Consider the following 23,972-nt stretch of genomic DNA (forward strand, 5'->3'; position numbering starts at 1 on the left):
ACGAGTAGCGGTCGTCCATTCGTGTATCCGTCCGGTGGTCCGGACACGTTCCCGTTTGAAATACAACACTCAGTTTGTCGATACAGGAGTCTGATATGGCGATCGTACTCGATGGTTCCGGTCTCTCGATCGAGAAGCTCGTCAGGATAGCGCGGCACGGCGAGCAGGTGGAATTGAGCCGCGATGCGGTTGAGCGAATAAACAAGTGCCGGGCGATGCTCGAGAAGAAGATCGACGCCCATGAAATCATGTATGGCGTCAACACCGGTATCGGGGAGTTCTCCGAGGTCGTTCTCGATGACAATCAGGTGAAAGAGTTCCAGAAGTTTCTGATATACAACCATGCGGCGGGGATCGGCGATCCGATGCCGCTCGAGTACGTTCGGGGAGCGCTGGCCGCGCGGATCAATGTCCACGCGCACGGCAACTCCGGGGTGCGGCTGGCGGTTACGCAGACGCTGGTGGAGATGCTCAACAAAGGCGTTACGCCGTACGCCTGTCAGAAAGGTTCGGTTGGAGCGTGTGGTGATCTGGCCCCGATGGCGCAGATAGCGTTGCTGATGATGGGCGAGGGGAAGGCCTACTACAAGGGCGAGTTGCTGGAAGGCCGGGTCGCACTGGAGCGTGCCGGGATACCGATTCCGGGTCTGAAGGCGCGCGACGGCCTTGCTGTCATCAACGGCTCCAACGTACTGACCGCAATGGGCGCGTTGTTTTTGTACGACGCCAACCGCTGGCTGAAGCAGGCCGAGATCGCCGCCGCCATGTCGCTGGAGGCGCTGAAAGCCAACATGAAGCCCTACAGCGCGAAGCTGCACGAAGTGCGCGGGTTCAAAGGCGCGATTCGCTCGGCCGAAGCTATCCGCAAGGTGGTCGCCGGGGGTGATCTGGCCGAGCAGCGGATCAAATGCAAGGTGCAGGACGCGTACTCGATGCGATCGACGCCGCAGGTGGTCGGCGCCGCGCACGATGCACTCGCCTATGCGCGCTCGCAGGTCGAGATCGAACTGAACGGGGTAGGGGACAATCCGATTTTCTTCCCCGACGAGAATTTGCAGCTCTCCGGGGCCAATTTCCAGGGAACGCCGGTGGCGGTCCCGATGGACATGGCGGGATACTGTGTGACGATGGTGTCGGTGATGTCCGAGCGGCGCATGAACCGGCTCAACAACCCGGCGCTGAGTGTCGGCCTGCCGCCGTTTTTGACCAAAGGCGCGGGTATGTTCTCCGGGCTGATGCTGAGCCAGTACACCGCCGACTCGCTGATTGTCGAGCAGCGCATCCTATCGAACCCGGCCTCGGTTCAGTCGATCCCGGCTGCGGCCGACCAGGAAGATTTCGTCTCGATGGGGATGAACGGGGCGATCAAAAACGCGCAGATTCTCGACAACGCGTATGGTGTGCTCGGGATCGAGATGATGGCGGCCGCGCAGGCGCTCGATTTCCGCGACTACAAGTTCGGGGCGGGCACGACCAAAGCCCACGAGGTGGTCCGCCGCCATGTCGATTTCCTCGATATCGACCGGCCGTTGTATCCGGATCACACGAAGATGAAAGAGGTCGTGAAGTCCTTTGAAGTGCTGGAGGAAGTGGAGGCAGTGGTCGGTTCATTGGAGTGAAGGAACCGCCTCCATGAGAAGCCGGGCGTGCGCAAGCGAGCCCGGCTTTTTGATTGCGTGTCGGGCGTGGTGTACGTCCTCGGGCACCGGGTCATCCGATGTGACGGAAGATCGTAGGGCATGTCTGTCTTCAGACGTGCAGATTCATGGCGGGTTCGAAGACGGACCCGTCCTACAAAGTGTGGGACATTGACGGCATGAATCCCCGTTTGTGAAAAGAACCCACAGCAAGCTGTGGGCGACCCAGTCCGTAGGGCACGTATGTCTTCAGACGTGCAGATTCGTGGCGGGTTCGAAGACGGACCCGTCCTACAGACTGTGGGACATTGAAGGCATGAATCCCCGTTTGTGAAAAGAACCCACAGCAAGCTGTGGGCGACCCAGTCTGTCGATTGGTCGCGTGGTGCACGAGGACGTACACCACGCACAGTGAGATGGCGGGTTCGAAGACGGCCCGCCCTACGAGGCATCATCCTCCACGACTACCGCGGTGCCGTAGACGAGAATTTCGGCGGCGTGCTGGGCGATTTCGGCAGTCGAGAAGCGAGTCATCACGATTGCATTTGCGCCCATCGAGCGGGCGTGTTCGATCATCCGGTCCATCGCCTGCTCCCGCGCTTCGGCCATGAGCTTGGTGTAGTCCTTGATTTCACCGCCGACGACGTTTCGGAAGGCCGCCGCGAGATCACGTCCGATGTGGCGAGCGCGGATGGTATTGCCCCTGACGAGCCCCAGCGTCTTGACTATCCGTTTATGCTGGATGTATTCCGACGTAACGATGATCACAGTTCGACCTCCCGATATCGGTCACGTTTGTAGGCAAAAAGCCGCTCGCGGCCGTAGGATACAAGCAAAATCACGAGCCCGACTGCGACGCCCGAGACGCCGGCTTTGAGCCAGAGGGGGTTGTCCGTGCTCAGCCACAGGTGGCTGAACGCTTCAAACGCGCCAAAACACAACAGCACGATCACGCTGATCGACAGGACAATCCAGCCGATCCCGCGTTCCAGTTTGCGATACAGCGACTGCCAGTAGGTTTCCCATACTTCGGGGGGCAGGTCGGCGTATCGCATCATACCGGTTACGGTCTGCAGGTTCCGGAATTCGTCGAGTTCGGCGCGCAATTCGGGGTTGGTCGTCAGCGCCTGCTCGAAGGCCTTTTTCTGGTCCTCAGTCAGCTCGCCATCGACATACCCCGCTACGAGTTTGCGAAGGTCGTCATTCATCGGTCCGCCTCCCGCATGCGTTTGGCCAGCCGCTTGCGCGCGTAGTACAATCGCGACATAACCGTTCCTTTGGGAATCTCCAGTAGCCGGGCAATCTCGTCGTACGACATCGCCCGAAAATGCTGCAGGGTGATAATCTCCCTGTCCTCGAACGATAACTGCATGAGCGCCTTTCTGAGCAGCTGCACCTGCTCCCGGGCGACCAGTTCTGATTCCGGCGTTTCTTCCGAAACCATCAGGAAACTGCTGTCGTCGATATCAACCACCCGATGGTCGCGGCGCGAACGTCGCCGGAGCCAGGTCCGGGAAAGGTTGGCGACTATAGTATAAAACCAGGGGAGAAACGGCTGCGAACGGTCATAGGTCTTGGCCGAGCGGTAGACGCGAAGAAACGCTTCCTGCGAAATGTCGTAAGCATCGTCGCGGTTGCCAACCAGCCCCAGGGCGGTCTGAAACGCGAGTTTCTTATATCTCTCGACCAGAATGCCGAGCGCCTTTTTGTCGCCCGACCCGACATCGATGACCAGCGCGGAATCGTCGTTCATTTCCATTCCCCGGTTTAGTTGACTAGACATACCCGCCTGATTTCGTTTTATTCGATCCCGTCGGGAGGTTTCTGACGCTGGGTTAACCGGTTAAGAGGTAACGTGTAAGGGGGCACTTGGCAAGATAAAAGGGGGCGGTCTCGAAGTGATGCACGGTTAGTTCAGGCCGGGCCCGACGCCCGCCTCGGCGGGGCGGGATGCCCGCAAGCGGCACCGGAACAGGCTCACCCTCCGTGCTTGCGCCCGGTGACCGGACGGGCATACCTTGCGGGCAAACTCTGATTGCACAGCAGGGAGTCAGCCATGAGAATTCGAATTACCCTCGCGATTATTCTCGCTTTCGTCGTTTCGGTGTCGGCATCGGATCGGCAAGAGCGTGGTACGCCTATTCATCCGGTTCACACCTACTCCATCGTCGCCTATGACAGCGCCACCGGTCAGCTCGGAGCGGCGGTGCAGTCGCACTGGTTCAAGGTGGCTGACGTCATCTGGGCCGAGCCGGGACTTGGGGCGGTTGCGACGCAGTCATTGTCGGAGATTTCGTATGGTCCGTTGGCACTCGAGATGATTAGGGTAGGGAAGACGCCGCAGGAGGCGCTTGACGGTCTGTTAGCGTCGGATCCGTCGGCCGACGTCCGGCAGGTCGCTGTAATGAACGCGTTCGGTCAGTCGGCCACACATACCGGAAGCCGGTGTATTGCCGAAGCGGGACATCGATGGGGGCCGGGGTATTCGTGTCAGGCGAATTTGATGCGCGACTCGACCGTCTGGGACGCCATGGGCGATGCGTTTGAGAAGGCGACCGGCGATCTTGCCAGCCGTATGCTGGCGGCGCTCGACGCCGCACAGGCGGCCGGGGGAGATATTCGCGGCAAGCAGTCAGCGGCGATGATCGTGGTTGCGGCCCACCCCAGCGGTCGTCCGTGGGATGATCGGCTGGTCGATATCCGGGTGGATGACAGCCCGGAACCCCTGCAGGAACTTCGCCGGCTGCTGAAGATCAACCGTGCTTACAACCTCATGAATCTCGGCGATGAATTGATGGCGGAGGATATGCTGGACGAAGCAGAGGAGGCCTACCGAAAGGCTGCGGAAATGGTGCCGGGCAACGCCGAGATCATGTTCTGGCATGCCGTGACGCTGGTTTCGATCGACGAGATTGACCGGGCGCTGCCGATATTCAAAGAGGCTTTCGCTATGGACGAGTCCTGGCGCATTCTCGTGCCGCGTTTAGTGGAGTCGGAACTGATGCCGGACGACAGCGCTCTGATCGAGAGGATCGTCTCTCAGTGACGGGGACCGGATCGATTCACGGCGCCGAATAGAAGAGGCCACGGGCCGCGCCGGGGCTGCATTTTTGGTAGGTCGCATATGCCCGCGCGGCGGCCGATACCACATACTCAGCGGACTCGCCGGAGACGAACGATTGAATGACGGCCGCCAGCGTGTACGCCTCGGGGGCCATCAGGGCCCCGATCGCCTTTTTATTCCGGCAGTGCCACCATGCGTTCGAGTTCCCTCTCGACGCCTTTAGGATCAAGTTCGGTGACACGGATAACCGCGCGCCTGTCTTTGTCCGATGATTTCCGTACGGCGAAGTGATGATCCGCGAGCCGCGCGATCTGGTGAAGGTGCGTGATGACGAATACCTGTCTGTTTTCTGAGAGTTTTTTGATCTTTCGGCCGACTTCAAGCGCCGTCTGTCCTCCGATGCCGGCATCAACTTCGTCGAACACGAGCAGCGGATGGAGCGCTTTGTGGTTCTTTTTCTCGGCGGCTTTGAGCGCCAGAAGGACGCGCGAGATTTCGCCGCCGGACGCCGTCCGCACGAGCGATCGCAGCGGCTCGCCCGGATTGGCGGAGAACAAAAATCGTCCTGTCTCCAGACCGTGGGGGAGCGGCCTCACGGTCCGGTCCTTGAAAACGATGCCGTCCGGATGGTTTTCGTACTGGAATTCAAATTCAAATCCCCCGTTATCGATTGCCAGTTCCGCCAATTCCTTTTTCACGAGCTTGCCCAGGTAAACGGCAGCCGAACGGCGCGCTTCCGAAAGCGCCACCGCCTCACGGGCATAGGCGGCACGGCGTGCTTCGTTTTCACGGGATAAGGTCTGGACCAGGTCATCGATATCCGGGCGGTCGTTGAGCTGGAAGTGGATCGAGGCGAGTGTCTGCACTATCGATTCTTCCGAGCCGCCGTATTTCTTTTTGAGCCGATAGAGCTCGTCGAGTCGGGCGTTGATTTCCTCGAGGCGGGCCGGGTCATCCTCGATCGACGCACCGTACTGTTCGATGGTTCGACGAAGGTCTTCGATCTGGAAGTCGATCTCGGCGAGCAAGCCGGCGTTCGCGCTCAGCGACTTGTCGATCTCCGCCATGTCATCGAGACATTTGCGCGCCTCGCGCAGCAGACTGAGGGCAGACACCTCGTCACCGTCGAGCAACTGCTGAATCTGATTGGCGGCGCTCATGAGTTCGCGCGACGAATCCAGTTTTCGCTTTTCGGCGATCAGCTTTTCTTCTTCGCCGGGGCGCACGTCGGCCTTTTCAATTTCGTCCCGCTGGAACAGCAAAAGTTCGCGCTCCCGCGCCAGCTGCTCCCGCTGATTTTGCACGCGGCGCAGTTCGGCGGCGACTTGTTCCCAATGCGAAAACCTGACCCGGACCGATTCCCGGGCGCTGTCGAGCGATCCGAAATAGTCGAGGAAGAGCAGGTGGTTGTCTTCGTTCATGAGCATTTGATTGGCGTGCTGACCCAGGATTTCGGCGATCGGGCGCGTCAATTCGTTCAGGCGCGCAAGGGTCGCCGCTTCACCTCGGATTTTGACTCTGGACTTGCCGTCCGCGGTGATCTCACGGAACACCGACAGAGTACTGTCGGCGATGTAATCGGCGTTGTCCTTCGCATAACGCGGACCGAGCGGGGAGATATCGAAGTCGGCTTCCACGATCGCAGCCGCCGCGCCGTGCCTCACGTACTCGCGGTCGGCCCGGTCGCCGAGCACCAGCGCGAGCGCGGTCACGATGACAGACTTGCCGGCGCCGGTTTCCCCCGTGAGGACGGTCAGGCCGGGACCGAAGGCAAGGTCGACCGAATCGACCAGCGCCACATTCCGTATTTTCAGGCGCGTGAGCATTATAGACCGTACCCCTTGAGTTCCTCGAGCAACTGATTGGCGCGGTCGGTGTCGCCGGTGGCTTCGGCTTCCGCGAGTTCACGCTGCAGCCGCAACCGGATTTTTTTGCGACGTTCCTCGATGATTCGGGACGTGTGTGCGCGCGTCTGTTCGGAGACGGACTCCGGCGGCCACTCGATGAACGAGATCTCTCCTACCAGCGATTTCATCTCATCGTCCTGAAAAGTTTCCAGTAGGCGGGCGGCGTCGAGTTCGCCGGAGGACTGATACTGCGTAATCATGGCGGTATACAGCCGCGACAGCTGCTTCGAGTCGAAGTCGTCGGGGGAGACCCGTTCGAAAACGTAGTCGATCGAGCCCGGGTTGTTAAACAGCAGCGAGAGAAAGTCCAGTTCGATCTTGTTCAGCTTGCGGCGTTTTTCGGCGACTCGTTGGGCGGAGGGCATGGGCGAGGACACGCCGGCGGCCAGGAGCGTTTTGTCGACCCGGAGCGCCGTGGCGGCTTCGTCGTAAAACAACGCCCGTCGGGTCGAGTCCCCGATTTGCGCGCCGACGGCCGCGAGTTCCTTGATGAGTTTCTCTTTGGCGATCAGGCCCGCCGAGGCGACGTCGACATTTCGCAATCGGTACGCGATGTAGTCCAGCGCCGCGTCATGCAGTTCATAAACGCGCGCATAGCCGCCCGCGCGCGCGAGCGTGTCCGGGTCTTCGCCTTCCGGTCCAACCATCACCTTCACTTCGAGTCCCGCATCGTAGAGCGCATCGACCGACCGCAGCGCCGCCTGCTGGCCGGCCGAGTCGGCATCAAAGAACAGGTAGACCTTTTCGGCGAACCGCGCCAGCAGTCGTGCCTGCTGGGCCGTGAAGGCGGTTCCGCTCGAGGCAACGACGTTATGAATGCCCGCCTGCCAGAGGGAGATGAGGTCGAAGTATCCCTCGACGATGAAGACCTCCGCGGACGACCGAATCGCGTCTTTTGCGAAGTTCAGGCCGTAGAGGACGAAACTCTTCGAGTACAACGGTGTCTCAGGGGAGTTTACGTACTTGGCCGTTTCGCCTTTTTTCAACGTGCGTCCGCCAAAGGCGATCGGCTTCTGGCTGAGATTGAAGATGGGGATCATCAGACGCGCGCGGAATCGATCGAAGTACGAGTCCTTTTTGTCGGAGTGAACGGCGAGGCCGGCTTGTTCGAGATCGGCCGGGGAGAGGTCCTTCGATGATGCGAATCGTATCAGTCCGTCCCAGTCTTCGCCGGCCAGTCCCAACTGGAACATCTCGATCGACTCGTCGGAAATCTGGCGCCGTCCCCGCAGGTAACCATCGAGAACCTTGGCGAATCGCCGGTCGAATAAGAGCTTCCGGAAATACTCCAGCGCGACCACGTGGGCATAGTTTAACCGCTCCAGTTGCTCCCGACGATAATCCGAGCCTGTCTCCTTGATGACGATGTTTGCACGCTGTGCGAGCAGCCGCACGGCCTCGACAAACGTCATCTTCTCATGTTCCATGAGAAAGGTGATGGCGTTGCCCCCTTTGCCGCACCCGAAGCAGTAATACATCTGTTTGTCGGGGGAGACGGTGAACGACGGGGTTTTTTCCGTGTGGAAGGGGCACAGGCCCAGAAAGTTCTTGCCGCGTTTTTTCAGCCGGACGTACTCGCCGATCACATCGGCGATATCGACCGAGTCGCGAATCCGCTCTATGGTATCCTGTGGGATCATTGTCTCAGTTTCACGATCGTGACGCCCGCGCCGCCCTCGTTCCAGTTGCCGAGACGCAACGACTCGACATCGGCGTGCCCCTTGAGGAAAGCGGTCAGCGAACGGCGCAGGGCGCCGCTGCCCTTGCCGTGGACGACATATACCTGCCCCAACCCGGCCAGTCGCGCGCGGTCGAGATATTTCTCGAGCGCATCGGTGGCTTCCTCCACGGTCATGCCCCGGAGGTGAATCTCCGGCGAAACCGACTCATTCACCTGGAATGCCGATGCGGCGGCGGCGTGTTTTCTAGTGGACGCACTTCCCGAAGGCGCCAGCCGCTCGAGGCTGCGCAGCTCAACGGTAGTAGTGAACTGGCCGAGGCGGACCCGGGCGCGGTCGCCCTGCACCTGTTCGATCTCACCCGTCTGGCCGAGCGACATGATGCGCACCAGGTCACCCTCCGCGAAGGTCGCCGGCTCGGTCGGCGCCGTCTTGTCCGCACGAAGGTTGTCCGTCTGTCGCGCCGCCTCCTGTTTCAGGTCGCGGAGTCGTCGATGCGCTTGTTTGACGGTTTCCTTGTCCGCCTGCGACTTTCGGATATCGGCGACCAGTTGTTCGGTGTCACGGCGACTTTGTTCCAGGAGGCGGTCCACCTCGGCGAGCGCTTTTCGCTTCTCGTCATCGACATCTCTGGTCAGGCGCTCCGACTGTGCGCGAAAGTATGACTCGAGTTCTTTGGCCTTTGCAAGTCGCTCGGACAATTCCGATTGATCCTCTTTGACTTTTTTCAGTTCCGCTTCGAGCGAGGCAATCAATTCGCCCAGTGACCGTTCGCCGCTGCCGATAAGTTTCGCGGCGTGTGCACACACCGATTCCGGCATGCCGAGACGACTGGCGATTTCCACGGCATACGACGATCCGGGGATGCCTACCTGCAGGCGGAAGGTCGGGGCCAGTGTTTCCCGGTTGAACTCAAGGGAGGCATTCTCGATTTCCGGGTGCTGGAGCGGCAGCGTCTTCAGTTGCGAGTAATGTGTGGTTGCAACAAGTCTGGCTCCGTGGGAGATCACATGCAGGATGATAGCCTCGGCCAGTGCCGCGCCTTCCTTGGGATCGGTCCCCGCGCCGATTTCGTCGAACAGGACAAGCGTGCGGTCGGACAGCCCTTTGACCGCGCTGATGATGTTTCGGATGTGCGACGAGAAAGTCGACAGTGACAGTTCAATCGACTGCTCGTCTCCGATATCCGCGTAGATCTGTTCGAATATACCCATGCGGCTGGTGGGATCGGCAGATATAGGCAGGCCCGACTGGGACATGAGGACCAGCAGCCCGATAGTCTTGAGCGCAATCGTCTTGCCGCCGGTGTTGGGTCCGGTCACGAGAACGGCCTGCCGGGTTTCGCCGAGATCGAGTGTGAGCGGAATCACATTCTCCCGGATTCCGCTCTGTGCAACCAGCAGCGGGTGGCGGGCATTGACCAGCGAGAAGCCGGCCTCGGAATCGATGCGCGGTCGCGCAGCCCCGACCGCCCGTCCGAACCGGGCCGCCGCGTGGTAGGAATCCAGCCGTCCGATGACCCGGATGTTCTCTTCGAGCGCCGGGCGGTGCGACGCGATTTCGGCGGTGAGGGCGCGGAGGATTCGGTCGATCTCCAGTCGTTCTTCCTGCATGAGCATGTTGAGGCGGTTGTTCATCTCGACCGTCTCGTTCGGCTCGATGTAGAAGGTGGCCCCGCTCTGCGATCGGTCGTGGAGAATGCCGCTGTCGGCTTTGTACTGGCCGGCGAGTATCGGGATGACGTACCGGCCGTTGCGCTGGGTGATAACGTCGGTCTGCCATCCGGATTGCTTCTGTTGCCCGGCGAGAATCGATTCCAGTCGCGCCAGCAGCCGCCGCTTGCTGTCTCCCATTTCTATGCGAATGCGGCGGAGCTGGGGAGAGGCCGAATCCTTGATTTCACCGCGCTCGTCGATCGTCCGGTTGATGTCCTTACGCAGCTCCGGAAAGGCCCGCATGCGGGAGATGTATTCGGCGATCAGCGGAAAGCTGTCGCGCCCGTCGCGGTCATAGTCGAATATGTCAGCCGAGACCTCGATGAGTTCCAGCACGGTGCGGATTTCATCGGGGTCGAGGAAGATGCCCTCGACCGCCGTTTTCGCAAGAACCTCCCGGGCATCCTCCATGCGGGCCAGGGGGAACGCGGCGCCGACCGTGACGATATCGAGCATTTCACCGATTTCGCGATGACGCAATTCGATCGCGTCGCGGTCCGTGGTGGGGAGGAATTTCGCGACTTCACCGTGACCGTACGGCGTAATGCACTGCCCGGCGATGCGGGAGAGCACCTTGTCGAATTCGAGTGTCTCAAGTGTATGCGGATCAATCATCTGTCGCATCCGAAGCATATAAAAAAACCGGCCGAAGGCCGGTTTAATATACGGTTACGGCTTTGAAATCAAAATCAATTTAGGACGGCGATTCCGTGTTGAAGAAGCGATCGATCTGATAGATCACCCGGTATACCTGCTGCCGATCCTCGTCGACGTTCTGGTTGTTTTTGCCGGAGGGTGCGGTGGCGTTCGGCTGCAGAAGTGTCGATTCCATCTGCTCCATGAAATTGCCGCTGCCCTTGTGCAGTTTCTCGGTCGAATCGTACATCAGGGGAATCGTCTTGGCGATAGTCGGGCCGAAGAACGAATTCTCGAAGCTGGTGTAGAACCAGTCCGGCAGGGGCAGAAGGAACGTGAGCAGGGTCAGGAAGCTGACGCCGACCCAGCCGCGCAGAAAGCCGACCAGGGCTCCGCCCATTTGATCGCGACGCTTGTCGGTTTTGACCGACGCGAACTTGTAGAAAAGCATTCCCAGCAGTTTGAAGATCACATAGGATCCGGCCAGCAGGATCACAAAGGAGAGGAACGCCGATACCAGAGTTGATCCCCCCATCTGCTCGTGCATCCAGATCGCGAGGCGGTCGATATACCGAATGGAGATGATCAGCGCAACGAAAAAGAGCACAAACGCCATCAACTCTCTGATGAGGCCTTTTTTCGAGCCGACTACTACCATAGCCAGCAGCAGGGCGACCAAAACGCCGTCAATCCAGTTCATACCCGAACTCCCTGTAGTGGGTTGGTCATTCAGGTTGAGGATAGGAGAGTTTTTAATTATTTGGCAAGAATTTCCTGCACCAGGCGGTTGACCAGTTTGCCGTCGGCCCGGCCCTTGACTTTGGGCATGACGGCTTTCATTACCAGTCCCATTTTGGCAGGAGAATCGGCGCCGGTTTCGGCCACCGCATCGCTGATGATCTGACGGACTTCAGCTTCAGACAGCTGGACGGGCAGGTAGCCCTGAATAACGTCGAGTTCGGACGTCTCTTTGGTCACCAGGTCCTGGCGGCCGGCGGCCTGATACTGTTCGATGGATTCTCGGCGTTTCTTGGCGGCGGAGGAGAGGACGTCGATAACGTCGGTATCGGACAACGCCGTTTTCTTTTCGATCTGGGCGTATTTGATATCAGACTTAAGGCCCCGAAGGACGGTAGCTTTCAGCTTTTCACCGGCCTTCAGGGCCTTGATCAAGTCCTGGTCTATCTGCTCAAGAATAGGCATATGCGACTAATAGCGATCGAGGTAACGGGCCTTGCGCGCTTTGCGCTTGGCTGCCGCGAGCTTCCGCTTGCGCGTCTCAGACGGCTTCTCGAAATGCTGGTGTTTCTTGTAGTCGGAAAGAATCCCCGCCTTTTCGCAGAACTTGTTGAAACGACGCAACGCTTTTTCAAACGATTCGTCGTCGCGAACACGAACTCCGGTCAATCAGTTCACCCCTTTCGCGGTGCTATATGTTAACGCAATCCTGCGTCCTGTAGTTACTTACCTAGTGACAACATAACCAATCGAGAGAAGTTGTCAAGCTTTCAAATATATCGGCAAAAGACAGGGAACGCCAGTCATTTGTGGTGACGACTCAGGAACTTCGGTCGGGACGCCGACTATAATCAACAATGCCGTTTACGACGTCACATCCGGCGATCATTTTGCCGCTCAAGCAGATATGGCCGAGGTGGTGGTCGCTTTCGGGCCTTATGGCCGGCGCCATGTCGCCTGACCTGCTGTATTTTCTGATGATGGGCACGACCGAACGATCGTTCAGCCACAGCTGGATGGGGCTGTTCGTGTTTTGCGTTCCCGCCGGGATGGTTTTCGCGTTCGTGTTTCATAGGTTCTTCAAGCGTCCGTTTTTCGGGGCGCTGCCAGATCCTCTGGATCGCTTTTTCTCAGGGCTGGCTGCTTCTCCCTTTCACATTCGATCGGCGCGGGACTGGCTGGTACTGGGGATGTCGGTCCTTGTGGGCGCGCTCAGCCATTTCTTCTGGGATTCATGGACTCACGCCCATGGTGCGATCGCCAGCCGCATTCCTCTCTTTCTATCGTATATCACCGTCGGCGGCAGCAGCGTCCAGGTAACCACGATTCTGCAACACGCGAGCACTCTGGTCGGGGGAGGGATGATCGTATGGTATGCGGTGACCGGGAGAATTGTACCACCCCGGCTTTCCGATTACCACCCCATTCCAAGTCATCGAAAGCGCCGGTTCTGGATGTTTGCGTTTTTGGGCTCCCTGTTAGCTGTGGTACTCGCGCTCCAGATTTGGTGCGGCGGTTTCGGATTCTGGACGATCGCACACGCGGACCGTGGGACGCTCATCCGGGCGATCGGGTTGGGGAGCTGGGCGGGCTTCTTCTGGGCCACCTGCCTGTGCGGCGTGCGAGCTCGTCGCGAGGCGGAAAAGCATGGCCGCTCAAGGCGTTACGAGAATGTCCTGAAGTAAGATATTACGACTTACTCGGACAGCCACGTCAACCGTTCGCTTCCCCGGTTGGAGAGGAAGTGGTAATGGATGTGGAAGACTTCCTGTCCGTATCCGTTATTCACCATCAATCGATAGTGGTCGGTAATCCCGAGGGTTTCGGCGACCTGTTTGGCCGTGCGGTTCAGCAGGGACAGCACTTCCGGAGGCGTTTCGTGGAAGGTTGCGTACTCGGCTTTCGGCACGATCAACAGGTGGACGCGATCTTTCGGCCGATGATCGGCAAAGACGATTACGTCGTCGTTTTCCATGAAAATCCGGGCGGGAATTTCACGGTTGATGATTTTTCTAAAGACATTCGACATGTCGGCAATATATACTCCGGGGTCAAAAGTGCAAATCTTGAGGAATCGAATTGGTTGTTGCGGGCGCACTTGCCAACGAAGGCGCTATTGATTACATTGACATCGGTACGCGCGGTTATCCACCCTTAGACTCAATGTTAATGGATTCTGGAGGAGAATAGATGTCCGGTCATTCGAAATGGTCGACAATCAAACGCAAAAAGGGCAAAGCCGACCAGGAGCGGGGACGGCTGTTCACTCGTTACACGAAAGAAATAGCGGTTGCGGCGCGGGAAGGGGGCGGAGATCCGGATATGAACGCCCGCCTTCGCACGGCGATCAACGCGGCCAAGGCGGTCAATATGCCCGCCGACAACATCAAGCGCTCGATACTCAAAGGCACAGGACAGTTGCCGGGCGTATCGTATGAGTCGTTGACATACGAGGGATACGGCCCCGGTGGGACGGCGGTGTTCCTTGAAGTAATGACCGACAACCGAAACCGGATCGTATCGGAGGTGCGCCACCTGTTTTCCAGGTATGGAGGCAACCTTGGGGAAAACGGTTCGGTGGCGTGGATGTTCCACAAGCGAGGCGTCATTCAGGTCGAAGCCGACAAGGCCGACGAGGAGACGCTCATGGAGGCGGCGCTGGAGGCGGGCGCCGATGATTTTGGCCGCGACGGAGACACGTTTGAGATATTGACCGACCCCGGATCACTCGAGGATGTCGTCACGGCGATCGAGGCGAAAGGAATCGCAATCGCATCGTCGGAAGTCACCATGCTCCCGCAGAACACGATCAGACTGGACAAGGAATCCGACGCCAGTTCCATGCTGAAGCTTATGGACGCCCTGGAAGAGAATGACGATGTTCAGAAAGTGTACGCCAATTTCGATATCGACGAGGCCCTGCTCGAGAGACTGGCCGGAGAATAGGCCGGCCGGGGCCCGAAGATCATGACAAGAGTGCCTGCCGTCGAACGATCGAGTCCGACGGCAGTTCTTTTTCCTGCCTATGCCTGATAGTCCCGACATTTTCGGAAATGCCCGGGCGTTGCTGTTTGATCTGGACGGCGTCCTGTATGTCGGCAATCGGATGATCGACGGCGCGGACCGGGTCATCAGCCACGTCCGCTCACGTCGTTTGCCGTGTCGGTTCACCACCAACACGACCACGATGTCGCAGGCGGCCCTGCATCGAAAACTGCTGGATCTCGGCCTGCCGGTCGAGCAATCGGAAGTTTTCGGGGTAATCCGGGCCGCGCACCTGTTTCTCGAACAGGAAGGTGATCCGCTGTGTCACTTTCTGCTGACCGATGATCCGCGAGGGGACTTTGCGGGTTTTCGGCAGTCAGAGGATCATCCCACGCATCTGGTGGTGGGCGATGTCGGCAAGGTCTGGGATTACCGACTGATGCAGCGGTGTTTCGAGATGATCATCGACGGGGCGAAACTGGTGGCGCTCCACAAAGGCAAGTACTGGCAGACGGAAACCGGGCTGCGCATGGATATCGGCGCATTTGTCGCAGGTCTCGAGTACGTTACCGACACGACGGCAATCGTAATCGGCAAGCCGTCGCAGAAGTTCTTCAAGCTGGCGCTGGACGATCTTGGCCTCGATGCATCGCAGGTAGTCATGATCGGCGATGATTTGACGAATGATATCGGCGGCGCACAGCAGGCAGGCATGAAGGGGGTGCTGGTACGAACCGGAAAATTCCGTCAGGATTTGGTTGACCGTTCACCGGTCACACCCGACATGGTTATCGATTCAGTCGCTGACCTGCTGCACCTGATCTGAGACTGTCGGTTCGTTCGACGCAGGCGGTTCGAACGCGAGATATTCGCGAAACGCCCTGCTGGTTGCCATCGCGATGGTCAGGCACATCGTGATGGCGCCGATCGAGGCAAACAGCAGCGGGATGTTCTGGTCCACCATATCGGCCACTACGCCCGCGAGTCCCATTGCAATCGGCGACAGTCCCATTGCCAGCGTGCCGAGCAGTCCGAACACTCGTCCCCGTATACGCGACGGCGTGCTCAACTGGAGTATTGTCATGACGCCGATATTGAAGAAACCTGCACACAGGCCGGAGACAAAGAGAGCCGCCATCACCGGAAACGGATCGTTCATCGGCGCGATCACAAACAGCATGACCGACAAACCGGAGAGCGCCGTTATCATCAGGACGCTTCGCAGGCGGCCGGACATGCTGAACGCGCCGGCGGCAAGGTAGCCGACCATAGCGCCGACGCCCATTCCGGCCATGATGAATCCGTACCAGTCGGGTGTGGATCGCAAGTGATCCTCGACGAAAAACGGCATCAGAATGCCGACCGGGACGAAGAAGAAATTGAGGAAGGCGGCCGCCATGAAGAGCCTGCGCAGGCCGACCGTCCTCCATACATACGCGAACCCTTCGCGCAGGTCAGTGACAAACGACTGTACGACAGCCGCGCGTCCCTTTTGCCGCTCCGGGATTTCCTGCGGTATGGTCATGAACATTTCGCTGATGGCGGAGAGAATGTAGCTCAGGCCGTTGAGAAGAAACAGCGCCGGTGCGCCGACGACGCGAAACAGCACGCCGCCGGTACCCTGCCCGACAAACTGCGCCACCTGCATGGAGAGCTGGTTTAGCGAGTTCGCCGACGCCACGCGGCCGGCAGGGACTATGTCCGGTATGGCGGCTCCTACGGCAGGGTTGAAAAAAGCACCGAGGCCGGCGTTGACTGCCGCAGCGACAAAGAGAAGTGTGATGATGACCGAGGTATCATCGGGCCGCCAGAATACGTAGCCTGCGAGTGCGCAGATCACCAGGCCGCGGACAAGGTCGGTCACGACAATGATGTTGCGTCGGGAGTGGCGGTCGGCGTAGGCGCCGGCCAACGGTCCGAGCAAAACGCCCGGAATGGCTGACGCCATCATGACCAGGCCGACCAGCGTGGCCGATCCCGTGGCCCCTTTCAACCAGAACATCAGGGCGACTGAATATACCATCGACCCGACCTGGCTGACCAGCTGGCCCTGCCAGAGCAGCACGAAGTCTTTGTTGAACAGCCTGGTTGGCGAAATCATTTCCATCCCAATACGAGCGTACGGCCCAAAAGATGCATTTCGTCCAGGTTGGCGGTACGCGCAGACTTGGCTTCATGAGTCACATCAAGCTCTCCGGGACCATTTTCTTGTTGAAATAAGGGCGATTTCCGGGTATGAAGGAGTATGGTGATTCTGGGAATTGACCCCGGTCTGGACACGACCGGTTACGGCCTGATTGACTTCGGGGCGGGGCAGTATCGAGTTATAGAGGCCGGAGTCGTGCGGTCTACCGCGAAGTTGTCGCTGTCGGAGCGATTGGGTGAAATCGCGCGCGATATTTCGTCCGTGCTCGCGCAGTTTTCACCCGAGGGGGTAGCGGTAGAGGAATTGTACGCTCATTACAATCATCCCCGGACGGCCATCATCATGGGGCATGCCCGTGGGGTCATTTTTCTTGCCGCGGCCCAGGCAGGCGTACCCGTATATTCGTACGCCGCGACGAAAATCAAGAAGTCACTGACCGGCAACGGCCGGGCCACCAAACTGCAGATGCAGCGGATGGTGGCATCCACCCTGAATCTGTCGACGGTCCCACAGCCGCCGGACGCGGCCGACGCATTGGCCGTGGCGCTGTGTCACTGCCGGGTTCTCGAGGTCGACGAGGGGGTGGCGGTATGATCAGTCGCCTGACCGGGAAGCTCGTCCAGGTAACCGACCAGACCGCGTTGGTGGAGACGAACGGTGTGTGCTACGAAGTGATGGTTCCGTCGGGCCTGGCGGAGAGGCTCCGCAGCAACGGCCGTCTCAACCAGCCGATCACGTTCGAGACGATTTACTATATCGAAGCCGGCGACAAAAAGGCGTCGCATTTTCCCCGTCTGGTAGGGTTCCTAGATCCTGTTGACCGCGAGTTCTTCTCGCTGTTCACACAGGTGCCCGGTCTGGGTGTTAAGCGGGCGCTAAAGTCGCTCGTGTTTCCGATTCGCCAGATCGCCGAGGCGATCGAGGTCAAAGATACGGCCACGCTGGTCCGGCTGCCCGGCGTGGGAGCCCGGCAGGCGGAGAAGATTATCGCCGAACTTCACGGCAAAACGGTTAAGTTCGCCCTGTCCCGGACGGAGGAACCGCTGGCGGTTGTTCAGCGGGAAAAAAGCCCGCTGGTCGACGAGGCAATTGCGGTCCTTACGCAGCTTCAATACTCGGCCAATGAGGCCCGGCAGATGGTCGACGCGGCGGTCAAAGAGCATCAGGAAGTTCGCACCGTGGAGGAGTTGATCACGTTGATTTTTCAAACTGAACGGCATCGGAAAGCAGGCGTCTGATGGCTCGAGAGCGGATAATATCGGGTGCGCAGGTCACTCCCGACGAGGACCTCGTCCAGTTCTCGCTTCGCCCGACAACGCTCGCGGACTATGTGGGGCAGATTGAGTTAAAAGAGAAACTTCATGTATTACTCGAAGCCGCAAAGGTGCGCAGGGAACCGGTGGAGCATATTCTGCTGTATGGCCCGCCGGGACTGGGGAAAACCACGCTGGCGCACATTATCGCCAACGAAATGGGCACGAAGCTGATCTCGACATCGGGACCGGCGCTCCAGCGAACGGGCGATCTCATGGGTATTCTGACCAACTTAAACGACGGCGATATCCTGTTCATCGATGAGATGCACCGGCTGTCGGCAGTGATCGAGGAATTCATCTATCCGGCGATGGAGGATTTCAAGGTCGATTTCGTGGTCGATAAGGGGGCGTTTGCAAAGGTGATCAATATTCCCCTGAAGCGTTTCACGCTCGTGGGTGCCACGACCCGGGCCGGGATGTTATCGGCGCCGCTCAGGGACCGGTTCGGGCTGTACTACCACCTTGACTTCTATCCGCCGGAGGAGTTGGCGACCATTGTCACGCGGTCGGCCAGACTGCTTGAGATAGAGGCCGACGCCGAGTCGGCTGCGGTGATCGCGTCACGGTCGCGCGGGACGCCGCGGGTGGCCAACCGGTTGCTGCGACGGGTTCGTGACTATGCGACCGTGAAAGGGGACGGCGTCATTCACGCGGAGATCGCGCGGCAGGCGCTGGACGTGGAAGGGGTCGACGCTGCCGGGCTTGACGAACTGGATCGAAAGCTGCTTCGCATTGTTATAGAATACTATAAGGGCGGGCCGGTCGGTATCGAGGCGCTCGGCGCGACACTCAACGAGGAAGTCGATACGCTGGTCGATATGGTCGAACCGTACCTGCTGAAAATTGGATTCCTGCAGCGGACCAGGCAGGGCCGGATGGCGTCAACGGAGGCCGCCCGGCACCTGGGTCTGAAACTCGGCGGCAGCAGCCCCCAACAGTCCCTCCTGTGATGCACCGTCGCGAGAAGGGGCTGGTGTTCGAGAAGTCCCGGGCGCGATGAGAGAACCGATTCATGACGATCAATCGCTACAGAATCGAGCGTCCCGAGCAGATTTCGCAGGCGCTCAGCGAAGAAACCATCAAGTATCGCGATGAGCTGTACGAGATGAACGGCACGATACTGACCGTACACGACGCCCGGGTTGCCGTCCACGCGTTTGACCAGTATGCTCGGGGATTCGAGGTGACCACGCCGCTAACGTACTATCAAAAGAAGCTGATGTACCGCTATATCCGGCGAATCAGGCCGGGGCGGTATCGATAACGCTATGTCGGAATGGTCGGCAATCGGACGCGCGCTGGTTGTGGTCGGTTCCGTGGCTGTCATTATGGGACTGATCTTCGTCTTTCACGACCGGATTCCTTTTCTGGGGAAACTGCCCGGAGATTTTTTCGTGAAGAAGAACAACACCACGTTCTATTTTCCACTGACGACCATGCTGATCATTTCGGTCATTCTTACGATCCTGCTGAATCTGTTTGGGCGGAGTAAGTAGGCCGTGGACGTTTCCCTGTTCGACTATGATCTGCCTCGGGAGTTGATCGCCCAGTTCCCCGAAAGACGTCGCGACCAGTCACGCCTGTTGACTTTCGACCGATCCAGCGGCCAAATCCGGCACGGCAAATTCCGGGACGTGCTCTACGGTCTCGACGCGGGAGATGCGCTGGTCGTGAACAACACCCGCGTGTTCAAGGCGCGTTTGATCGGCCGCAGAGCTTCCGGCGGAAAGGTGGAGATCTTCCTTGTCCGCAGGACTGATCATTCCAGCGAGCGCTGGATTGCACTGGTTTCACCCAGCCGACGACTGAAAGAACAAGAAGTTATCCCGTTCGATGACAGGTTGTGGGTAGTGCTCGAGCGTTCGCTTGGCGACGGTCAGTGGGAAATCGGTTTCGAGTCGGCGCAGGCGCGGGAGCGGCTGATCAGCCGGTTCGGGCATGTTCCGCTTCCGCATTACATTGCCCGACCGGACCAACCGGCCGACCTCGCGCGCTACCAGACTATTTTTGCCGACAAAAGCCGAACGGGCGCGGTGGCCGCCCCTACCGCGGGGTTTCACTTCACACCCTCGCTGCTCACCGCCGCGGAGCAGAAAGGAGTGAAGATCGTCCGGTTGACCCTTCACGTCGGACCGGGAACGTTTAAGCCCATCACCGCGGATGATATCACCCGGCATTCGGTTGATCCCGAATGGGCCGAACTGACACCGGAGGCGGCCCAGGCGTTAACGGAAACGAGGAAATCCGGGGGCCGCATTGTTGCGGTCGGGACGACCTCGGTCCGGACCCTCGAGTCGGCCGGTGTATCAGGCGGACGGGTGCAGCCGTTTTCGGGGATGGTTGATCTGTACATTCGCCCCGGACACACCTTCCGGCTCGTGGATCGCATGATTACGAATTTTCATTTGCCGCGATCATCGTTGCTGGTCCTGGTGTCGGCGTTTGCGGGGCGGGAGCGCATACTTTCTGTTTACCGGGAGGCGGTCGCCCAGAGTTACCGGTTTTACAGTTATGGCGACGCCATGCTGATCGTATAAAACGGTTTGCGGCGAGTTGAAGCCCGGATATATTGGGTGCCGATGAATACGTACGCGCTGATTGTCGCTGCCGGCCGGGCAGTCCGTTATGGCGGAACTCGCCCCAAGCAGTTTGTGGAGGTGTGCGGCCGGCCGCTGCTGTCGTGGACCATCAGTCGTTTTGAACAGGCCGAATCGATAGACGGCATCATTGTCGTCGTCAGCGAGCAGTACGCCGGCGCCACGGCCGGAACCGTTATCGATCCGTTTCACTTCCTCAAGGTACGCAAGATCGTGTTTGGAGGAGAAACGCGTCAGGCGTCGGTGGCGAACGGTCTGGCGGCATTGCCGGGGGGGATCGGCTGGGTGGCTATTCACGACGGCGCCCGGCCGCTGGTACTGCCGGAAGATATCGATCGCGTGGTCGCGAAGGCGAAAAGCGGGACGTGTGCGATGCTGGCCGCCCCGGTTACCGACACGGTGAAGACAGTCCGCGACGGAATAGTAGTGGGAACGATCGATCGAGACAACCTGTGGCTGGCGCAAACACCGCAGGTCTTTCGTCTCGATCTTATTCGCGCGGCCCACCAGACGCCATCGGACGAAAGCGCATCGGACGATGCGATGCTCGCGGAACGATGCGGTCATGCGGTGCAGATCGTGGAATCAAGCGGACCGAACACCAAGGTCACGACGCCCGAGGACCTGGTGGCGGTCGAAGCATTTTTGCGACGGGAGGCGCATGCATAGGTTGCGTATCGGGCATGGCTTCGATGTCCATGCCTTCGCCCCGGACCGTCGGCTGATGATCGGCGGTGTCGAAATACCGTACGAGCGGGGACTTGCGGGTCACAGCGACGCCGATGTATTGCTGCACGCGGTGGCCGACGCGCTGCTTGGCGCGGCGGGACTCGAAGACATCGGCCGGCACTTCCCGCCGGGTGATCCGGCATACAAAGACGCCGACTCGGCCGCACTGCTGGTGCGCGTACTCGAGATGATCATCGATGCCGGGTTCAAATTGATCATAAATGTCGACACGATCATTATGGCCGAGAAGCCCAAACTCAACCCGTACGTGCCGGCGATGCGGGAGCGGATTGCCGATCTGCTGGGGATAGACTCATCGCGGGTCGGCATCAAAGCCACCACCACCGAGCAGCTCGGGTTTGTCGGGCGTGAGGAAGGGATTGCCGCGTCGGCCGTGTGCCTGATTGCCGCCCATGACTGAGTCGTTCGACCAGATACAGAAGTACATCGACTACCTGTTTGCCTACGGTCCGGTCTGGGTGTACATGGCAATTTTCGCCGCGAGTTTTATCGAAAACATCATACCGCCGTTCCCCGGGGACACATTCATATTCGTGGGTGGCGCGCTGGTCGCGTTCGGGCGGCTCGATCTCAATTGGCTGATGGTGCTGGTCAACACCGGCGGAATGGCGTCCGTGATGTTGCTGTACTATCTCGGACGAAAACACGGTCGTGAGTACTTCATTCGGAAGAACTATCGTTATTTTTCCGCGGATGATGTGTACCGGATGAGTGACCGGCTGCGGCGACACGGCGCCTGGATACTCGTGTTCTCGCGGTTTGTGGTCGGGCTGCGGACCGCGCTGGCGCTGTCGGCGGGAATCGGGCGTTATTCGATGGCGCGGACACTGGTGTTCTCGCTGATCTCCTACCTGCTGTTTACGTCCTTACTGGTCTATGTTGCGATCACGATGGTCAACAACGTGCATCTGATCGAACGATACGTGAGGGCATACAATTGGATTGTGTGGCCCGCCTTGATCTTGCTGGTCGGAATCTATATTTTCCGTCGGTACAAAAAACTCAAAGGCAGGAAAGAAACAACAGGATGAACGTCCTCTTATTGGCGGGCGGCAACTCGAGCGAGCGTCAGGTGTCCCTCGATTCCGGCGCGGCCATCCTCCGGGCCCTTCGCGCGCTCGGACACACGGTCGAAGCGGTCGATCCGGCTCTCGGCATGGCGTTGATCGAAGGCGATCACGGCCTGATCCCTCGCGATACGGCCGTTCGCGCGACCAAACACGATCAATTGCCCGTTGCGGCACAGGAATTCCGGCAACTGGTTCTAAGTGACCGTCGGCGATCGTTTGACGTGGTGTTTCTCGGGCTTCATGGCGGCGCGGGGGAGAACGGGACAATCCAGAATCTGCTCGATCTGGCCGGTCTTCCGTATACCGGCTCCGGTATGGCCGCGTCGGCAGTTGCCATGGACAAGGCGCTTACCAAGCGCCTCATGATTTCGTCGGGGATACCGACTCCCGAATTCCGACACCTCAAAGTGAATCGACATCCCGTCACTCCGGAGGTAATCGACTCGCTTCTGGAATCGCCGGGACTGCCGATGATAGTCAAGCCGAATGACAGTGGTTCGACGGTCGGTTTGAGCAAGGTCATGAGCAGCGGTGAACTGCCGGAGGCGATCGAGCGATGCCGCGTGGAGTCGGCGAGCATTCTTGTCGAAGCCTATGTGGCCGGTCGCGAAATGACGGTAGCCGTGCTCGACGGTGAAGCGCTGCCTGTTGTGGAGATACGGCCGCGATCCGGTCTCTATGACTATGAGGCGAAATACACCAAAGGAAAGACGGAGTATCTGGCCCCGGCTCCGATCGACCAACAAACGGCCGCCGGCATGCAGGCGGCGGCCGTCCGGCTCTATGAAGTCATCGGTGCGGCCGGGCTCGCAAGAGTCGACTTCATGCTCGATTCCGGAGATCGCTTCTTCTGCCTCGAACTGAATACGCTCCCCGGGATGACGGAGCTGTCGCTGTCGCCGATGGCCGCCAGGGCGGTGGGAATGTCATTCGAGGAGCTTGTGAGACGTATCGTTGAATCAGCTATTCGGGAATTCAAACTGAAATGACACCATTGCATGTACGCGCGCTGATTTTCGATCTCGGCTGTACGCTGATCGAATATGAGGCCTATTCCTGGGATGAGCTGGCCAGGAAGGCTGTCGCCGCTGGGCACGAGTATCTCCAGCGGGAGAACCTTGCCGTGCCTGCGTACGATGAGTTTTACGCGCACTATGCGGAAATCCGGGACCGTTTCCGCACGCAGGTGGCCCGTGACCTGGTGGAGTGGACGGTTACCAAAGCTGTCCGAATACTTCTGGAGCGTCTTGAGCTGCCGTTTGACGACGACCTCGTGGAGGGTTTCTTCGACGCCTACTACGCACCGGTGGCCGGGGAGTTGTTCGTGTATGACGATACCCGCACCGTGTTGCAGGAACTCCGCCCCCGGTATCCGGTGATCGGGCTGATCTCCAATACGATCTTTCCCGATCGGACGCACGAGGCCGAACTGGAGCGTTTCGGGCTGGCGGAGTTTTTTGACTTCAGGGTCTATTCGTCGAGTTTCGGACTGCGTAAGCCGCATGCGGACATTTTCTATCACGCCGCCAACCAGGCCGGATTCGCTCCTTCGGAATGCGTCTATATCGGTGATCGCTACGAAGAAGATGTCATCGGACCGAGCCGAATCGGGATGCACGCAATCCTCAAACACAAGTCGGGGCGGGAGTACCCGGAGCGGCGGCCCGAGGCCTGGGCCGAGATTCAGGCGTTGTCGGAGCTTCCGGGGCTGCTTTCGAAATAATGTAGACGG

Annotated in this window: 28 protein-coding genes; 16 read left to right on the forward strand and 12 right to left on the reverse strand. The window is 59.2% G+C overall.

Annotated elements, in window-relative coordinates:
• Positions 1-95: 95 nt before the first annotated feature.
• The gene (locus RBT76_03115) at positions 96-1,619 is read left to right on the forward strand and encodes an aromatic amino acid ammonia-lyase (GenBank protein MDX9856760.1); all 1,524 of its coding nucleotides are present in this window, start codon (positions 96-98) and stop codon (positions 1,617-1,619) included.
• 459 nt (positions 1,620-2,078) lie between these two features.
• On the opposite strand, the gene RBT76_03120 is transcribed toward RBT76_03115, so the two are convergent.
• Genes RBT76_03120 through RBT76_03130 form a run of 3 tightly spaced genes read right to left on the reverse strand, consistent with a single transcriptional unit; the run spans position 2,079 to position 3,390 of the window.
• Positions 2,079-2,405 (reverse strand): YbjQ family protein, encoded by a 327-nt coding sequence (locus tag RBT76_03120; protein ID MDX9856761.1) that lies wholly within the window; start codon positions 2,403-2,405, stop codon positions 2,079-2,081.
• Positions 2,402-2,845, reverse strand: coding sequence for a hypothetical protein (locus RBT76_03125; protein ID MDX9856762.1), 444 nt, complete (start codon positions 2,843-2,845; stop codon positions 2,402-2,404). Before RBT76_03125 ends, RBT76_03120 begins: the two co-directional genes overlap by 4 nt.
• Positions 2,842-3,390, reverse strand: a complete 549-nt coding sequence (locus RBT76_03130) for an RNA polymerase sigma factor (GenBank protein ID MDX9856763.1) — start codon at positions 3,388-3,390, stop codon at positions 2,842-2,844. Before RBT76_03130 ends, RBT76_03125 begins: the two co-directional genes overlap by 4 nt.
• 303 nt (positions 3,391-3,693) lie before the next feature.
• Between RBT76_03130 and RBT76_03135 the strand changes: the two genes are divergently transcribed.
• Positions 3,694-4,683, forward strand: coding sequence for a DUF1028 domain-containing protein (locus tag RBT76_03135; protein MDX9856764.1), 990 nt, complete (start codon positions 3,694-3,696; stop codon positions 4,681-4,683).
• 16 nt (positions 4,684-4,699) lie between these two features.
• Here the strand turns inward: RBT76_03135 and RBT76_03140 are convergent, their stop codons facing one another.
• The 7 genes from RBT76_03140 to rpsU all read right to left on the reverse strand — a co-directional run bounded on the left by RBT76_03140 (position 4,700) and on the right by rpsU (position 12,045).
• Positions 4,700-4,855 (reverse strand): hypothetical protein, encoded by a 156-nt coding sequence (locus RBT76_03140; GenBank protein ID MDX9856765.1) that lies wholly within the window; start codon positions 4,853-4,855, stop codon positions 4,700-4,702.
• Positions 4,856-4,874: 19 nt separating this feature from the next.
• Positions 4,875-6,527: a DNA repair protein RecN gene (recN, locus tag RBT76_03145; protein ID MDX9856766.1), complete on the reverse strand. Its 1,653-nt coding sequence runs from the start codon at positions 6,525-6,527 to the stop codon at positions 4,875-4,877.
• Positions 6,527-8,248 (reverse strand): DNA primase, encoded by a 1,722-nt coding sequence (gene dnaG, locus RBT76_03150; GenBank protein MDX9856767.1) that lies wholly within the window; start codon positions 8,246-8,248, stop codon positions 6,527-6,529. The genes recN and dnaG overlap by 1 nt, the downstream gene beginning before the upstream one ends.
• Positions 8,245-10,617: an endonuclease MutS2 gene (locus RBT76_03155; protein MDX9856768.1), complete on the reverse strand. Its 2,373-nt coding sequence runs from the start codon at positions 10,615-10,617 to the stop codon at positions 8,245-8,247. The genes dnaG and RBT76_03155 overlap by 4 nt, the downstream gene beginning before the upstream one ends.
• 79 nt (positions 10,618-10,696) lie before the next feature.
• Positions 10,697-11,338, reverse strand: a complete 642-nt coding sequence (locus tag RBT76_03160; GenBank protein MDX9856769.1) for a CvpA family protein — start codon at positions 11,336-11,338, stop codon at positions 10,697-10,699.
• Positions 11,339-11,394: 56 nt separating this feature from the next.
• The gene (locus RBT76_03165) at positions 11,395-11,841 is read right to left on the reverse strand and encodes a GatB/YqeY domain-containing protein (protein MDX9856770.1); all 447 of its coding nucleotides are present in this window, start codon (positions 11,839-11,841) and stop codon (positions 11,395-11,397) included.
• A 6-nt stretch (positions 11,842-11,847) separates the two neighbouring features.
• Positions 11,848-12,045: a 30S ribosomal protein S21 gene (gene rpsU / locus RBT76_03170; GenBank protein MDX9856771.1), complete on the reverse strand. Its 198-nt coding sequence runs from the start codon at positions 12,043-12,045 to the stop codon at positions 11,848-11,850.
• A 188-nt stretch (positions 12,046-12,233) separates the two neighbouring features.
• Between rpsU and RBT76_03175 the strand changes: the two genes are divergently transcribed.
• Positions 12,234-13,061 (forward strand): DUF4184 family protein, encoded by an 828-nt coding sequence (locus RBT76_03175; protein MDX9856772.1) that lies wholly within the window; start codon positions 12,234-12,236, stop codon positions 13,059-13,061.
• A gap of 11 nt (positions 13,062-13,072) precedes the next feature.
• On the opposite strand, the gene RBT76_03180 is transcribed toward RBT76_03175, so the two are convergent.
• A complete protein-coding gene (locus RBT76_03180; GenBank protein ID MDX9856773.1) occupies positions 13,073-13,405 on the reverse strand; it encodes an HIT domain-containing protein in 333 nt (110 codons plus the stop codon).
• A gap of 161 nt (positions 13,406-13,566) precedes the next feature.
• Between RBT76_03180 and RBT76_03185 the strand changes: the two genes are divergently transcribed.
• Together RBT76_03185 and RBT76_03190 are read left to right on the forward strand one after the other, a co-directional pair.
• Positions 13,567-14,322: a YebC/PmpR family DNA-binding transcriptional regulator gene (locus RBT76_03185; protein MDX9856774.1), complete on the forward strand. Its 756-nt coding sequence runs from the start codon at positions 13,567-13,569 to the stop codon at positions 14,320-14,322.
• 79 nt (positions 14,323-14,401) lie between these two features.
• On the forward strand, positions 14,402-15,187 hold the full coding sequence (locus RBT76_03190) for a TIGR01458 family HAD-type hydrolase (GenBank protein ID MDX9856775.1): 786 nt from the start codon (positions 14,402-14,404) through the stop codon (positions 15,185-15,187).
• Here the strand turns inward: RBT76_03190 and RBT76_03195 are convergent.
• Positions 15,158-16,462: an MFS transporter gene (locus RBT76_03195; GenBank protein ID MDX9856776.1), complete on the reverse strand. Its 1,305-nt coding sequence runs from the start codon at positions 16,460-16,462 to the stop codon at positions 15,158-15,160. The genes RBT76_03190 and RBT76_03195 overlap by 30 nt on opposite strands.
• Before the next feature lie 144 nt (positions 16,463-16,606).
• Between RBT76_03195 and ruvC the strand changes: the two genes are divergently transcribed.
• The 11 genes from ruvC to RBT76_03250 all read left to right on the forward strand — a co-directional run bounded on the left by ruvC (position 16,607) and on the right by RBT76_03250 (position 23,963).
• A complete protein-coding gene (gene ruvC, locus RBT76_03200) occupies positions 16,607-17,101 on the forward strand; it encodes a crossover junction endodeoxyribonuclease RuvC (protein MDX9856777.1) in 495 nt (164 codons plus the stop codon).
• On the forward strand, positions 17,098-17,745 hold the full coding sequence (ruvA, locus tag RBT76_03205) for a Holliday junction branch migration protein RuvA (GenBank protein MDX9856778.1): 648 nt from the start codon (positions 17,098-17,100) through the stop codon (positions 17,743-17,745). The genes ruvC and ruvA overlap by 4 nt, the downstream gene beginning before the upstream one ends.
• Positions 17,745-18,773, forward strand: a complete 1,029-nt coding sequence (gene ruvB / locus RBT76_03210) for a Holliday junction branch migration DNA helicase RuvB (protein MDX9856779.1) — start codon at positions 17,745-17,747, stop codon at positions 18,771-18,773. Before ruvA ends, ruvB begins: the two co-directional genes overlap by 1 nt.
• Before the next feature lie 62 nt (positions 18,774-18,835).
• Entirely contained in the window at positions 18,836-19,087 is a 252-nt protein-coding gene (locus RBT76_03215; protein MDX9856780.1) for a hypothetical protein, read from the forward strand.
• Between the two features lie 4 nt (positions 19,088-19,091).
• On the forward strand, positions 19,092-19,319 hold the full coding sequence (locus RBT76_03220; GenBank protein MDX9856781.1) for a DUF2905 domain-containing protein: 228 nt from the start codon (positions 19,092-19,094) through the stop codon (positions 19,317-19,319).
• Positions 19,320-19,322: 3 nt separating this feature from the next.
• On the forward strand, positions 19,323-20,360 hold the full coding sequence (gene queA / locus RBT76_03225; protein MDX9856782.1) for a tRNA preQ1(34) S-adenosylmethionine ribosyltransferase-isomerase QueA: 1,038 nt from the start codon (positions 19,323-19,325) through the stop codon (positions 20,358-20,360).
• 42 nt (positions 20,361-20,402) lie between these two features.
• On the forward strand, positions 20,403-21,089 hold the full coding sequence (gene ispD / locus RBT76_03230; GenBank protein MDX9856783.1) for a 2-C-methyl-D-erythritol 4-phosphate cytidylyltransferase: 687 nt from the start codon (positions 20,403-20,405) through the stop codon (positions 21,087-21,089).
• Positions 21,082-21,570, forward strand: coding sequence for a 2-C-methyl-D-erythritol 2,4-cyclodiphosphate synthase (ispF, locus tag RBT76_03235; GenBank protein ID MDX9856784.1), 489 nt, complete (start codon positions 21,082-21,084; stop codon positions 21,568-21,570). Before ispD ends, ispF begins: the two co-directional genes overlap by 8 nt.
• Complete coding sequence (locus RBT76_03240; protein MDX9856785.1) at positions 21,563-22,201, forward strand: DedA family protein; 639 nt, start codon at positions 21,563-21,565, stop codon at positions 22,199-22,201. The genes ispF and RBT76_03240 overlap by 8 nt, the downstream gene beginning before the upstream one ends.
• Positions 22,198-23,229 (forward strand): D-alanine--D-alanine ligase, encoded by a 1,032-nt coding sequence (locus RBT76_03245; protein MDX9856786.1) that lies wholly within the window; start codon positions 22,198-22,200, stop codon positions 23,227-23,229. Before RBT76_03240 ends, RBT76_03245 begins: the two co-directional genes overlap by 4 nt.
• Positions 23,226-23,963, forward strand: a complete 738-nt coding sequence (locus RBT76_03250) for an HAD family hydrolase (protein ID MDX9856787.1) — start codon at positions 23,226-23,228, stop codon at positions 23,961-23,963. Before RBT76_03245 ends, RBT76_03250 begins: the two co-directional genes overlap by 4 nt.
• The last annotated feature ends 9 nt before the right edge of the window (positions 23,964-23,972 follow it).

The organism is Candidatus Zixiibacteriota bacterium, assembly GCA_034003725.1.
Lineage (GTDB): Bacteria > Zixibacteria > MSB-5A5 > GN15 > FEB-12 > WJMS01.